Annotated in this window: 15 protein-coding genes; 9 read left to right on the forward strand and 6 right to left on the reverse strand. The window is 49.3% G+C overall.

What is annotated here, in order from left to right:
- Nucleotides 1-202 precede the first annotated feature (202 nt).
- The 5 genes from GC101_RS23590 (at nt 203) to GC101_RS23610 (ending at nt 4402) form a co-directional block, all read left to right on the forward strand.
- Nucleotides 203-550 carry a hypothetical protein gene (locus GC101_RS23590; RefSeq protein ID WP_171719267.1) on the forward strand — a complete coding sequence of 116 codons (348 nt, stop codon included), beginning with the start codon at nt 203-205 and terminating at the stop codon, nt 548-550.
- 135 nt (nt 551-685) lie between these two features.
- Nucleotides 686-1234: a hypothetical protein gene (locus tag GC101_RS23595; protein ID WP_171719268.1), complete on the forward strand. Its 549-nt coding sequence runs from the start codon at nt 686-688 to the stop codon at nt 1232-1234.
- Between the two features lie 103 nt (nt 1235-1337).
- Nucleotides 1338-2570 carry an aminopeptidase gene (locus GC101_RS23600; RefSeq protein WP_171719269.1) on the forward strand — a complete coding sequence of 411 codons (1233 nt, stop codon included), beginning with the start codon at nt 1338-1340 and terminating at the stop codon, nt 2568-2570.
- A gap of 172 nt (nt 2571-2742) precedes the next feature.
- A complete protein-coding gene (locus tag GC101_RS23605; RefSeq protein WP_042136796.1) occupies nt 2743-3279 on the forward strand; it encodes a sigma-70 family RNA polymerase sigma factor in 537 nt (178 codons plus the stop codon).
- The gene (locus tag GC101_RS23610; protein ID WP_171719270.1) at nt 3269-4402 is read left to right on the forward strand and encodes a DUF4179 domain-containing protein; all 1134 of its coding nucleotides are present in this window, start codon (nt 3269-3271) and stop codon (nt 4400-4402) included. Before GC101_RS23605 ends, GC101_RS23610 begins: the two co-directional genes overlap by 11 nt.
- A gap of 82 nt (nt 4403-4484) precedes the next feature.
- On the opposite strand, the gene GC101_RS23615 is transcribed toward GC101_RS23610, so the two are convergent.
- Together GC101_RS23615 and GC101_RS23620 are read right to left on the reverse strand one after the other, a co-directional pair.
- The gene (locus tag GC101_RS23615) at nt 4485-5105 is read right to left on the reverse strand and encodes a histidine phosphatase family protein (RefSeq protein WP_171719271.1); all 621 of its coding nucleotides are present in this window, start codon (nt 5103-5105) and stop codon (nt 4485-4487) included.
- A 107-nt stretch (nt 5106-5212) separates the two neighbouring features.
- Nucleotides 5213-5776 (reverse strand): hypothetical protein, encoded by a 564-nt coding sequence (locus GC101_RS23620; RefSeq protein ID WP_171719272.1) that lies wholly within the window; start codon nt 5774-5776, stop codon nt 5213-5215.
- Between the two features lie 234 nt (nt 5777-6010).
- Here GC101_RS23620 and GC101_RS23625 point away from each other — a divergent pair, with 234 nt between their 5' ends.
- Nucleotides 6011-6346: an antibiotic biosynthesis monooxygenase gene (locus GC101_RS23625; RefSeq protein ID WP_171719273.1), complete on the forward strand. Its 336-nt coding sequence runs from the start codon at nt 6011-6013 to the stop codon at nt 6344-6346.
- A gap of 231 nt (nt 6347-6577) precedes the next feature.
- Here the strand turns inward: GC101_RS23625 and GC101_RS23630 are convergent, their stop codons facing one another.
- On the reverse strand, nt 6578-7876 hold the full coding sequence (locus tag GC101_RS23630; protein ID WP_171719274.1) for a DUF5050 domain-containing protein: 1299 nt from the start codon (nt 7874-7876) through the stop codon (nt 6578-6580).
- Nucleotides 7877-8167: 291 nt separating this feature from the next.
- Here GC101_RS23630 and GC101_RS36280 point away from each other — a divergent pair, with 291 nt between their 5' ends.
- Both GC101_RS36280 and GC101_RS36285 read left to right on the forward strand, forming a co-directional pair.
- The gene (locus GC101_RS36280; RefSeq protein WP_343049816.1) at nt 8168-8413 is read left to right on the forward strand and encodes an SDR family NAD(P)-dependent oxidoreductase; all 246 of its coding nucleotides are present in this window, start codon (nt 8168-8170) and stop codon (nt 8411-8413) included.
- Entirely contained in the window at nt 8413-8643 is a 231-nt protein-coding gene (locus GC101_RS36285; protein WP_246354484.1) for a hypothetical protein, read from the forward strand. Before GC101_RS36280 ends, GC101_RS36285 begins: the two co-directional genes overlap by 1 nt.
- Nucleotides 8644-8746: 103 nt before the next feature.
- Here GC101_RS36285 and GC101_RS23640 read toward each other — a convergent pair whose 3' ends face one another.
- From GC101_RS23640 to GC101_RS23650, 3 genes are all read right to left on the reverse strand, one after another.
- Nucleotides 8747-9901: a hypothetical protein gene (locus GC101_RS23640; RefSeq protein WP_171719275.1), complete on the reverse strand. Its 1155-nt coding sequence runs from the start codon at nt 9899-9901 to the stop codon at nt 8747-8749.
- A gap of 64 nt (nt 9902-9965) precedes the next feature.
- Nucleotides 9966-11537: a DUF4179 domain-containing protein gene (locus tag GC101_RS23645; RefSeq protein WP_171719276.1), complete on the reverse strand. Its 1572-nt coding sequence runs from the start codon at nt 11535-11537 to the stop codon at nt 9966-9968.
- Nucleotides 11506-12087 carry an RNA polymerase sigma factor gene (locus tag GC101_RS23650; RefSeq protein ID WP_171719277.1) on the reverse strand — a complete coding sequence of 194 codons (582 nt, stop codon included), beginning with the start codon at nt 12085-12087 and terminating at the stop codon, nt 11506-11508. Before GC101_RS23650 ends, GC101_RS23645 begins: the two co-directional genes overlap by 32 nt.
- Nucleotides 12088-12350: 263 nt before the next feature.
- Between GC101_RS23650 and GC101_RS23655 the strand changes: the two genes are divergently transcribed.
- Nucleotides 12351-13280, forward strand: a complete 930-nt coding sequence (locus GC101_RS23655) for a hypothetical protein (RefSeq protein ID WP_171719278.1) — start codon at nt 12351-12353, stop codon at nt 13278-13280.
- Nucleotide 13281: the final 1 nt, after the last annotated feature.

The following is a 13281-nucleotide window of genomic DNA, read 5'->3' on the forward strand; positions in this document are numbered from 1 at the left end:
CTAGTTTTTGTTTGAACGATTTCACGATAGGATGCTAAACATTATGTATGAGACCCTAGTTCTTAACGTTGCAGACTATTTCCCCTATTATAACTTGCTTGAACCGACTTCAGTATAGAATTAATGCTGGGCTTACTCCATGGAATTAATCATTCTAGCCGTTCTTTCCTGCATACATATGTTGAGAGGAGCGTGATACAAGATGGAGAAGAAGGTGCAGCAGTATTATAAGTTAAAGACTAAGCAGAAGGAGCTGGAAAAGGAGCTGGCCGGGCTGAGGCAGGATATTCTGGCCTACTTTGCTGAACAAGGCAAGGCAGAGTCCGTTATCGGCAGCTACAAAGTGAAGCTTGTCACGCAGAACCGGAAGGAATATGATGATGATAAGCTTTACCAGACATTGTCAGATCCGGAACTGTGGAGGCTGCTCTCCAAGGCAGACCCGGCCAAAGTAGCGAGTCTCACGAAATTGAAAGTGATTGACGAAGAGAAGATTTCACATACGTATGATGTGAAGACAATTACGCTGCTGCAGGTGGATAAACAGTAGATTCTGCGGTACCGGAGGCGGAGGGGGAATGCACTTTCCGTTTCCGGTGCAGCAGGTCCGGGAGATCCGGAGGTAAAAGTACATAATATTGAGCTGCTGCAGCCGGGAGATTAATATGATTGGAGGGGGTTGGAAATGAACAGGACAAGGACCGGAATGAAGAAGTCCCGGTTTCGCCTCGTTGCGGGAGTGCTGCTCATTATCGCTCTAGGATTGCTTGCCTTTTTTTACAGGGAGATTTCTTCCGGACCGGAGAAGCTTCAGGCATGGCAGAAGGTATTTAGTCTAACAGTTCATGCTGCAGACGGAGCACCGGAGCTGGCGCAGCCGGATCGTGAGGCTTCTTATGGAAGCTACCGTGTAACCGACAGCAAGGCCCCCGGATATACGCTGATTGTGAATGCTGAAGATGCGGATGAGATCAGGCTGAGTGCAAGTACGGGCAGCTTCATACGCTGGAATGCGCCAGATTATAAGGTGAACCAGGCTGGTAAGGAGATTACGATAGCGCCGGGTGAGACGATCTATTGGACTCCGTTAACCGGAGAATCATCAGAGGCCATAACAGAGAGTGAGCTGACAATGTCTGCTTACCGGCATAACTCGGTGTTCAGCGAAGCCCGGTTTATGATCCGGAGTGATGAGAGCGGCGTCTATACAGGAAAATGGGCAGAGGGGGATTAACTGATCGCCACATGCCCTTTTTTGCGTTAAAATAACAAGTGGGTTTGTTCAAAGTAAGGCAAGAATCATTCACAGACGGAATAGATACGGAGGAAGAGAAAACATGAAGGATTTTGATCTGATGCTGGAGAAATATGCAGAGCTTGTGGTAAAGGTTGGCGTGAACGTGCAGCCAGGGCAAGTGCTGATGGTGCATGCACCGCTGGAGACCGTAGAACTTACCCGGCTGATCGTGGGCAAAGCCTACGAGGCCGGGGCTAAATATGTGCTTGTGGACTGGGATGATGAAGCGGTAACGCGCATCCGTTACGAGAAGGCTTCGGAGGACTCCTTCGGATATTATCCGCAGTGGCATGCCGATATGCTGGAGGGATTCGCTGAAGAAGGCGGAGCCATATTACATATTAAGGTACCGGACCCGGAACTGTTCCGCGGAATTGACTCTGCCAAAGTATCTACAGCGGTTAAGGCTGCTGCGGTAGCCCGCAAGAAATATCAGAACTATACCCGCAACAACAGAATCAGCTGGTCGCTGGTCAAGGCACCAACTCGCGCCTGGGCGGACAAGGTATTCGCTGATCTGCCTGAAGAAGGCCGGATTGAGGCAATGTGGGAAGCGGTATTCCAGATGAACCGTGTGGGCAGCGAGGACCCGGTTGCCGCATGGCGCAGTCATATCGGTGATCTGAAGCAGAGCCAGGAGCGGATGAATGCCAAGCGTTACAAGAGCCTGCATTACCGTGCACCAGGTACGGATCTGCACGTAGAACTGCCGGAAGGCCATCTGTGGCGCGGCGGCGGCGGCGAGAATGCCGGCGGTGTATATTTTGTAGCGAATATGCCTACGGAAGAGATCTACACGATGCCGCATCGCACCGGAGTCAATGGTACTGTCAAGAGTACCCTTCCGCTTAACCTGAACGGACGGCTTGTGGACGGAATTACGGTTACCTTTACGGACGGCAAGGTTACAGCCTATGATGCCGAATCCGGGCGTGAGCATCTGACCTCGCTGCTGGACACGGATGAAGGGGCCTCTTATCTTGGGGAGGTGGCACTGGTGCCGCATGACTCTCCGATCTCCCGGCTGAACAGAGTGTTCTATAATACCGGGATCGATGAGAATGCATCCTGTCATTTCGCCCTGGGCAGTGCGTATCCGGTTAACATTGAAGGCGGGACTTCGATGACAAGTGAAGAACTAATTGCGAAGGGAGCCAACGTCAGCCTTACGCATGTCGATTTCATGATCGGCTCTTCGGAGCTTGATATTGACGGGGAGCTGGCCGATGGGACCATTGAACCGGTGTTCCGCCAAGGCAACTGGGTGCTGTAGCCGGAGGATATCCGGCGGCGGCTAATTAGCTGCGTTCCACAAGTAAGGCCGCATTTTTTCCCGGTCAGCGGGGAATGCGGTTTTTTTTGTGATAATAATTGCCGCAGGATAAAACTGTTTGTGATACCTCTCCGTCTAATTCATGTAAAAGTGATGGAGAGGAGAGGGAGAGATGACGATGTCCGGGGCAGAGATGAAGCGGGTTACTGCCGCTGTGCCGCATGAAGAGACGGATTTTGTTAAGGCGGTTATGGAGCACAGTGATCAGCTGTATCATATTGCTTACAGTTATCTGGGCAACCGCAACGATGCGCTGGAAGCCTTGCAGGAAGCAACCTGCCGGGCCTGGGTGAAACGAAGAACCCTAAAGGACCCCCAGGCGTTCAAATCCTGGCTGATACGGATATTAATCTATGTCTGCATTGACGAACAGCGGAGAAGGAAGAGGGCAGTCCCGACCGCAGCGGAGAATATGATGGAGCCGGTCATTCATAACAGCACTCATACTATGGAGATGCAGTGGGCGCTCTTGCAGGTGAAGCTGAAATACCGTCATGTGCTGCTGCTCAAATACTACAATGATATGACCTTGGCTGAAATCGCCGTTCTGCTTAAGAAGCCGGAGGGAACAATCAAAACCTGGCAGCACAAAGGACTGAAGCAGCTTAGGATGATTATGAAGAACCGGGGTGAATGGAATGAACAGTAGCAGGGAAGAACAGGCGTTGTTGTCTGATGCGGTCCGTATACACGAGGCAGCTGAAGCGGACGCCGGAGGCAATGCGGTCAGAATGGCAGTTCAGGCGGGAATGGAGAGCGGACGCAGGAGAAGCTGGCAGGGCAGATTCACCAAAGGCTCCTTTATCGGCCTGGCTGCCGCTGCGGTTGCCGCGATGATCCTATTTTTCATTCCAGTAATCCACGATTCTGCATCGCATACAGCCGCACCTCCTGGAGTAGTGAATTGGGGAGAGCTGGAAAATTTTAAACGGCTCTATTCTTTTGATATGGAGGCGGCGACTCTGGATTCAGCTATCCGGCATGATTATATCCAGATGATTAATCAAAGTGCCGCTAGCGGAGATTATAAGATTACATTGAATGCCGTTACAGCGGATGAGAACCGGATTATCTTTTTGTATACCGCAGAAGTGGCTGAAGGCCAGGAGGTCTATGGTACCAGCAGTGCACGAATGAAGGATATATCAACAGGACAATATTTGGAGAACGGTGGCGGAATCGGGGGCAATGCTACGGCTTCTGGCCTGCTCAATAACCGTATTTACTACGGCCGAAGCATTATCAATCTGGACCGGAACAAGCCGTTCCCGGAGCAGCTGGAAGCGGATTTCCAGATCGCCTCTGTGGACACCGGCAAGCTTGGTCAGCCGAAGACAGGGACAATTGTAGCCGACATGCATTATTCTCCCAGACTCAAGGTCAGCTTCAAGCTGGACCCGAAATTCAAAGAGCAGCAAACTGTCATTGTTCAGCCGGATGAAGACTTCGTCCTCGACGGGATCGAAGTGACACTGGAGAAGGTTGAAATCTCACCACTTCTGATCCGGACGATGATTAAAATTAAGAATGAGTCAGATATTACCTGGCAGAACAGGCAAAATATATTTGAGGTTGTATACGGGAATGAAATTCAGTCGATTACAAAATATGGAACTGTCCATCTAGGAATGACGCTGGGTTCCGGAACTTATGAGGGGTTTGAACGGAGATACGGCAGCAATCTGCTGGATCAGCCCAAGTCCCTGAATATGATCATGAAGACAGGTACGGGGAAGAATGCCAAGGAAATTAACGTGCCCATTCTGCCGTAAAATAGGATGAGAAAAGGCTGACCGCCGGTATTTTCAGCGTGTCAGCCTTTGTGCTGTGGATCCTGTGGACCCTCAGGAATATCTATCCTTGCAGGTGGGAGGTGTCATTAAATAAATTAAGTGTCTGCTGACCGAAGTTATTCTGACCCAAACGGGAGAGGCTGCCTGCAGAGGCAGGAAAATAAGCTTGGGCCAGCATATGCAGTTCAAACTTCAGCCACCAGGCGATGATATAAGAGAGCGTTCCTCCATGGGTCACGATAATAATATTATTGTGTTCCGTCCGTGTAATCCGTTCCATGCAATGACTGACCCTCGCATAGAACTCCCTCCAGGTCTCTCCTTCGGCGAACTCCCGGTAATCCAGCTCGAAATCATGGCCTGCGCGCGGATTCCTATGTTCATTGGCCCATTCTCTGGTTTGCCCGGCGGCAATGCCGCTGTTGATCTCCCGCAGTTCACCGTCTACGATTATAGCCAACTCAAGCGTTGCATTTATAATGTCTGCGGTTTGTTTGGCGCGCAGCAGATCGGAAGAGTAGAGGACATATTCTTTTCCGGAAGCAACCTGGGAGAGTCTCAGAGCTATACGTTCAGCCTGCTGCCGGCCTAGTTCAGTTAAGGGAGTATCTGTCCAGCCACCGGTCATATTGTTGATGTGATGCTCGGACTGGCAATGCTGCACCAGCAGGATATTTTTCATTATAATCACCTCATTTCGGGCTGAGTACAATGCTACTCAAGTTTATGACTCGGAAACAGAGAGGGAAGCTTAACAAATTTGGGGACGGGTAGCCAGAAATAGTGGAGTTAACAATCAGCCTGTAAAGCACGGTTATTAAACTGGAAGACAAGCATATTTCCGTCGAAGGTCTCGCCGGTGCGCTCTGTATATTGACCCTGCGTATAGCGGGAGACCGTCTTCCGCCAAAATTTCTGTCCGGTTATATTTCTCCTCGCCGGATTGGTGAACAGCTCCCATTCACCCCGGAACCGTTCAAACACCTCCACAGCCGCTTGCTCCGCGATACCATTCCCCCTGAAGGGCTGCAGCAGAAAAAAGTCATTCACGAAATAATCAACCCCCTGCGCGCAGTGCGGCGGAGTGGCAATCAGTGCGAACCCGGCCGGCAGTGAATTCACCATGATCAGAAAAGGGTAGAGAATCCCGGGTTTCTCCCACCAGATATTCTGTACTTCGTACTGGTCCGCCAGTGTACGGTATTCGTCATCATCCTCAAATATACCATGCCGGTTAGGGGTATGCCCTTCCACAAGTCCGTAATGTCCCGACAAATCATGCAGATAGAGCGGGTACATATTTTTGATAATATAGGCTTCATTAAGCCCGGTAAGCTTAACTTCGATGTTCATCTGATATTCTGCCTGCTTTCTATGCGTATTGGGTAACAACAACTATTAAAACTTTATAACGGAAGTTCTATTCTTTCTAGTGAGATCTCTGTTATAAAATAAACTTTATCTATTGTGCTGCAGCTTGGCTGGAAATGATAACGATTATCAATTAGAATGAGAGTATTAAAATTTAGCTCGCTATAGCCGAACTTCATTGCATTATAGCAGCTTTTTCAGGAGGAATAGATCAATATGTACGTGCAAACCAGATCCATCGTTGTAGAAAAAGGCAACAGTAGCACCGTAGTGGAACGCTTCAGCAAACCGGGGGCACTGGAGGAAATGGACGGGCTGATCGATGTCAGCGTGATGGTCAATAAGAAGAGTAAGGAGCATGAAGAGGTTCTCCTGCTGATCCGCTGGGAATCGGAGGAAGCCTGGAAGAACTGGGAGAAGAGCGACGCGCATCTTCAAGGCCACAAGAACAGCAGAGGGCAGGAGAAGCCTGCATATATCATTAGTACTACAGTAAATATGTATCATGTGCAGACGGTAAAAGAGGGCAAGGCCTACGGGAAACGCTCCTAAACCGGGCTAATTCAGAATGCCTTCTACGCTTGCCGCTGAATTGCTGATTGAAATGATGAATGGCGGAGCCGGAAGAAGTCTGCGGCTTGCTCCGGAACTTTCAGACGGGATACGGTTATTTGTGTGAATTGATATTTAAATGAAAAAAAAGGCCATGCAGCTGTTATATCAGTGCATGGTCTTTTCTTCTGAACCAGGGCTTCAAATAGAAGCTCCGTCATGGTCTGGAATTTAATGTGTGGAGAGCAAGCCGATAAAAGTTACCGGGCCAGCCGAAAGCTTGGTTTTGGTTTTACCGTCATTGCTGAACCGGTACAAACAATCGTTGTCTCCAGCGTTAATATAATATATACCCGGGATATCGTTTGTAATTACGGAGTAGTCAGATTCTACACCCGCCATCTTGGTCAGTGTTGAATCGGCATTCAGTACATAAGCATCGGTTTTGGTATAAAAAATGGTAGTAAGCGTGGTTCCATTCTTTACGGTTTGGACATTGATAACATTAGTCAGTGCAAGTGCCTTGGATGAGGCTATTTTGCCATTTGCAAGAGTGCTGATATATGCTTTGCCCTTGGAATCCACATATGCCAGTTTGGTATTGCTTAACTCGCTGATGCTTAGGACACTATTCTGGCTAAGTTGAAGGATCTTTCCGTTTTTGTCGATCAGGAAGCCTTTGCCAGTGCTGAAATTGTTCTCTCCTTTTGCATCAAGTTTAATCCCTTTGTTAAACAGGAAGTAATTATTGGACCAGGTGCCAGCGTACACTTCATTTGAATCCAGCGGACTTTTGGCATTGGCTGCTTTGGGAGCCCCTCCGCTTAAGGGAAGCGTGTAGAGCACCTTAGAATTAAGGGAATATTCTGTTTCACCAGGAATAGTGTCAATCATCAGGTTTAGGCTGGCACCATACGGGTGGATGAAACTGGCATCCTGTATAGCTCCGCTGGCGATCCATTGGATGGCTCCGCTCCCGTCACTAGGCTTAGAAGCTACCCAGGTAGTGGTTGTATCCTTCAAGGCATTATAGTAGATTCGTCCATTCAGGACGTCGAAGCACTGGAAGTTCGCATCTGCATTGTCTGCGACCCGCGTAAGTTGGGTATCATCTTCAGCATTGGCTGAAGTCCGGTAGATGCTGCCCGTGTCATCCATGAAGTACAGGAAGTCACCATCGATCAGGAAATAGACAATATTGCGATCTCCGCTAAAATTGGTGATTAAGGCATCGGGATCAGTTAATGACAGGCGCTGTATACCCATGATGCTCTCATAGTAAAAATAGAGATATTTACCTGTCGACATTAATCCGTTGCCATCGAAATTCTCGGCGATTTTCTGTGTTTCGCTTCCGTCTGTCGTTACACGGTATAGAACTTCATTGGATACATAATACACATATGCTTTGCCTGCTGTTGCCGCTGAAGCCGTTTGTGTCCGGCTGGCGCCGGCTGTACCGATGGTCACCAGTAACAGTACAAGCAGAATGCAACCTAGTTTTCTGGATAATAACTTTAAAGCGTTCATGTGAAGTCTCCTCTTTGGCAGATGTGGTATACAGTAAATACTGTCCTAATAAGATATCGGAGAGATTCACAATATGGAATATAAATCTAAAGAACCAATTATTAACTATAACATTAAAGTTATCAAGGAAGTTGCTAGGGGATTCTGCGTTCTTATGTATGCTGAAAGGCGGTAATCCTGCGGGAAGGAAAGGAAATATAGTCTGACGAGTGATGGAAAGAGCCCCAAGGCTTGCACGAATGAGAAAATGTAACCGAACCGCCCTTGCGGGATGCGGCAAAGGCGGAGGGCGTGGAGCTCGAGGTACTGAAGCTGGATGTGAACAATAAGCTGGACCGCAGCCAGCTGGAAGCCTATGATTTTGATATCTATGTAGCTAACGCAGGTATCGGGGAAGCCGGGCCACTGGCAGAGATTCCGCTGGAGAATGTCCGCCGGGTTTTTGAGACTAATGTATTCAGCTCACTGGAGATGACCCAGACGGTTGCCCGTACATTCGTAGCCAAGAAGAAGGGGAAGATTATCTTCGTCAGCTGATGTTTGAAGAGAAAGAGAAATGGTATGACGAGAAAGTCAATTTCACGAAACGCGCGGATATGCTAAAAGGTGCCGCAATGCTTGCATTGCAGCAGGACCCCCAGGAAATGATTGATAAAATGGTGGAGGTCATCGAAGCCAAACATCATCCGTTCCGGACGGTCTATCCCGAGGCGGCTGAGCTGCTAGTGAAGGAGAATGAGCGGAAGATTTGGGATGAGAAAATATAAATTTGTAGTGAATACAGGGAAGCGGGGACCGGCGCATAGGCTGATCCCCGCTTTTATTGCGTGTGGTAGATACGGTATCGAAAATGATGCTAGAGACTGCATGTTATAAGGAATCTGTTCCTATGTAGGCCTCTAGCAGTTCCCTTGAGGTTTTGCCTATCAGCAGGTTGCCGTCACTGGTCCATTTCAGCAGACGTCCCCTCTCCAGCTTCACGGCTTGCCGGGTCTTCTGATTAAGCAGCCAGATATCCGAATTCATACCTTGAACCGCATAATACACAGGCTGGTCTCCAGGCTCGGGGAGGAAGTGCAGCTCCTCCGGGAATTTCACCTTTCCGGCGGATTCCTCGAAGAGAAGCAGCAGGTCAGCGGGAAGGGAAGGCTTCTCCAAAAACTCGGTTACCCCAGTATCCGTATGAACCAGATTCACGCCACCGTTGCCATATTGCTCATATCCGCTGACCGGAACTGTGAGGATACCGGGATCTTTCCAGGCCATCGGATAAATAAACAGAAATCCGTCACTGTGGCTTTGGACGCTGGCCCTCGGTTTGGTGAATACTTCTTCGCCCTTGCGGTTCAGCACAATCAAATCGGCGTCAGGACCTATATACGGCTCAGAGGCAACAAGCAGGGCAGCCTGGCTGTTATCCGGGGATGCGGTGAGGCCATAGACCGGCCGCTCGGCAGAATACAGCTTTTTGGCTTCTCCGGTTGTAATATTCACCAGGTATAAAGTGCGGTTTCCTTTGACGGCAAAAATCTCATCATTCAGCAGCCGGTCGGCATAGAGCACATCATTGCCGTAGTCATTACCGTAGGGAGGTTCCTCACCGGACCATTGCGGCGCCGGCCAGGATGTTATGCTTCCGTCCTCCGCCAGAAGCTCAGGCTGCTCACTGCCGATGTGGTAGATAAGCAGCAGCTGCTGTTCGTTCAGGCCGGTCCTTACCGGTTGGAACAAGTTAATGGCTGCTGAAGCCCATTCTCTTATAACCTCTCCCTGTTTGCTGACAAGCCGGACACCCCGGAAGGAATCTGCCGGATCCGGCACAGCCGCCGCAGCAGGGGCTACGCTAACTCCAGGCGCAGACGGAGAAACGGCAGGTTCAGGTGTGCTTGTGGGCACCGTTCCCGTGAATCCGGGAGCAGCGGATGAGGAAGAAGGCTTAGGGGAACCAGCCTGCTCTGAACTGCAGCCGCCGAGTGCGGCAATCGATACAAGCAATAGCAAGAATAGCCTAATACTGCAGTTCATAGATTCACATCCATTTCCTATTAATGGGATAAGGAATCCCTATTATTAGGAATAGACGCGGAAATCATTGTGAAGTTGCAGCCGAGCAAGGCAACTCGAAGCTCCAGTCGGCGTCATTGAAGAGTTTGTCTGTGACTGTACGGATTAGCGTCAGCTCCTTCGGGATGGATTTCATACCGTCAACAATCAGATATACAAGATCGGAGTTCCCACTACTCTGGCCAAAGGTAATGAGATTGCCCTCCCGGTAGGAACCCCAGCGGATTACATCATACTCGGTGCCATTGCCGTCCCGGGCCATCCATTTGTCCATATCGAATTCATTGCTGAATTTGCCGCTGATAGCCATCCAGGCTGACAGCCCAGGCAAGGTCTGAGTCTCAGTGATCTTTATATTATTCACATTCAGGATATCACCCTCTGCTGCAAAGACAGCAGGCTTTGTCTTCAGAAGCGCCGGATTGAACGTTAATGAATCATCCGATTCAACAGGGATGGAGAAGCCGTCGAGTACGAAATAAATAGGCTCGCTGAGATATGGAAGTTCCGTGAAGTAATAACTCCAGTTCAATTGGAGATCATGACCGACTCTGTACATATCAGACATTCCGCTATATTTACTATTAATGAGTGAGCCCACAATTTGACCTTTGGCATTCTCGAAATGATACCTGACACCCAGATTAACCCTGCGGTTCTCCGGAACTTGGGAGGCCAGCTCATCTTTCAGCAGGGTACTGAATTCAATTTTGGCACCGGCAGGAGAATGCGTGATGCCTTTCATCAGAATTTCCAGCCCCTGAGGTGTGGTATAGCTGTATTTACTCAAATCAGTGTTCACTGTCAGAGCATTGGCAGTTGTCATGTCTGCAGCATAACTGAAGCTCCAATTCCCCGAAATCCTATCATTGGTCTTGTAGTCCAGCATCAGCTCATGAACCTTCCCTTCAATGAACACGGTATCCCCGGGCTGTTCTCCTTTGAAATAATAGGTTAATAATAGATATTCAATCCTGAACTTATCGGGACCGAGCTTAGTACTCATATGATTGATGCCCTGCAGGTCTCCAATTTCAAGCCCTTCCTCGTTACGGAGCTGCAGCTGGGTGATATCAAACATACTCATCATTTCTTCATCTGGCTGCCCTTTGGCATCGGTAATTCTGAGATTCAGAATCATCCGGTTCGGGTCGGCAACAACCTCTTGCAGCGTCAGCGTATAGCCCTGATCCGTGACCTCAATATCAGGCAGCTTCACTACCCCGGCTTTCTTGGCTTCCAGCAGGTGATGGTCACTCCACTCGGAAGGCAGTATGAGCAGCCGCTGGGATTTGGAGGATTGGATCTGCTGTAGAGCAGATAAGTCCGGGAGCAGGAACAGCAGGATCGCCAGCGCAATGGCAGCTGTACCCAAGCCTGCCCATAGTACATTACGCCGGAACCTTCTGCGGCCGGGATTGCTGGTATAACCAGCTATGGCCCCGCTTGGTGCAGGCAAAATTTCCGTCTGGCGGATTTGCTCCATAACACGCCCCGTGAAATCCTCATCCATCTGATGATCATCATAACCGGACAGAGACATCAGCATTTCCTCATCTGCTACATTATCGTGTGTGCGGTAATCCGATTTTTTCATTGGAATCCTCCTTCGGTTTCGGCCATTGTTTTTTGAGCTTCAAGCGGGCGCGGTGCAGACGGTTCTTCACCTGATGCAAGGTCATTCCCGTGATGGCGGCAATCTCCTCATAAGTCAATTCATTGGTATAACGCAACAGCAGCACGATCCGGTAGCGTTCCGGAAGCCGGGCCAGCTTTTTTTGCAGCTCCAGCTTGTTTTCCTTGATCATATACCGCTCTTCAGGTGTCGGGGTCTGATCCCTCTCCTCCAGAATGGAGCCCCCCGAGAAAGAGAAGGCCTTGCGCCGCTTCTGTGATCTGAACCGGTTGATGGCAATGGCGTAGAGCCAGGCTGCGAAGCTGGACTGTTCATTATGGCTGCGCAGCTTCTGATAGGCCTGAATGAAAGTATCCTGCGCCAGATCCTGCGCATCCTGATGGCTCGCACCGAGGCCCAGCAGCAGACGGTATAAACCGGATTTATACTGGTCTACCAGTATAGCAAAGGCCTCACGGTTTCCGGCCAGCACCTCGGCAATTATGATTTCGGCATTGTCTTGTTCCTTCATCTATTGCCTCCAAATGGACGTATTTACTTATAAGACGCGCGGACGGTCTGCGGTTTCTCACTTTTTTTGCCAAAAAACAAAAGATATCTTCTCACACCGTAGCCGGTATGTAAATATTATCCGCTGGAGCGATGCGGCCAGTTTCTGCAAACAGCTCAAATTCTGCCATCCGGGGGCATCTTATCCGGTAATCGGGTAATAAGAGAATAGCTAAACTTAAGTTCAGCTATCAGACAGACATCTATTCTTCGGGAGGTTAGCAGATGAGAAGATTACATTTCAATTTGCCGGTATGGTGTAAAGGAGCTTTACTAAGCCTAGTTCTGATCTTTGGCAGCATTGTTACAGGAAATTCTACGCCTCAGGCCACTGCGGCAGCATTCACAGAGAAGGAGGCCGTGTATAACCAGTTTCAAAAGTACATTATGAATCCCGCCAACCTCATACAGGCGCGGAACTATTTGCTCAATCATATCGGTGAAGCAGGCTCCTGGTATGCTACTGTAATGACGCTCCAGCTGGAGAATGCACAGGCAGCCCGGCTTGACACTTTCGCGGAGAAACTCTACCCGGAGCAAGTCCAGCAAGTAATTGATAGAGCTGCAGCCAAGAGCGGGCTAACGTACAGCGGATTGTTAGGCGCGGTTCAGGAGGCCAATATCCGGAAATTGTTAATAGAATCGAGAGACATGGGTTATAAAATGGAGACTAGTGAGGGGATGTATTATCCGATAATGCATTACGAGGGCTTCAAATCCTTTAAACCTTACGTAGCCAAAGATATTGCCGCCTATATAGATCTCATGGCCTCAGAGAGCAACCGCCCGGCGACCTACGATGCCGGAATCGTCATTACGTGGGAAGAGGTTATTGCCAGAGCGGTAATCATGGAGGATTTTGTCCAGAAATATCCGAAGTCTAATAGAGTCAGCGCAGTCCAAACGGAGCTTGGATACGCAGCATCGCGAACGTTCTACGGGACGGACAACACTCCGGCTTATGATTATGAGGGCGAAGCTATTGACCCTGCACTTAAAAAAGCCTATGAGAATGTGCTGCTGGAGGGGCCCGGGGATAGCCGTATTCTGCAAATAATCCAGAAGCTGCTGCCTATGCTTGATGCCTCGGATGACCGCTTCACACCTCGAATTGAAAGCTATCTGAAAACTGCTCTTAAGCCCATTATTAATTGAA

It is taken from the genome of Paenibacillus phytohabitans (assembly GCF_013141775.1).
GTDB classification, from domain to species: Bacteria; Bacillota; Bacilli; order Paenibacillales; family Paenibacillaceae; genus Paenibacillus_AQ; species Paenibacillus_AQ phytohabitans.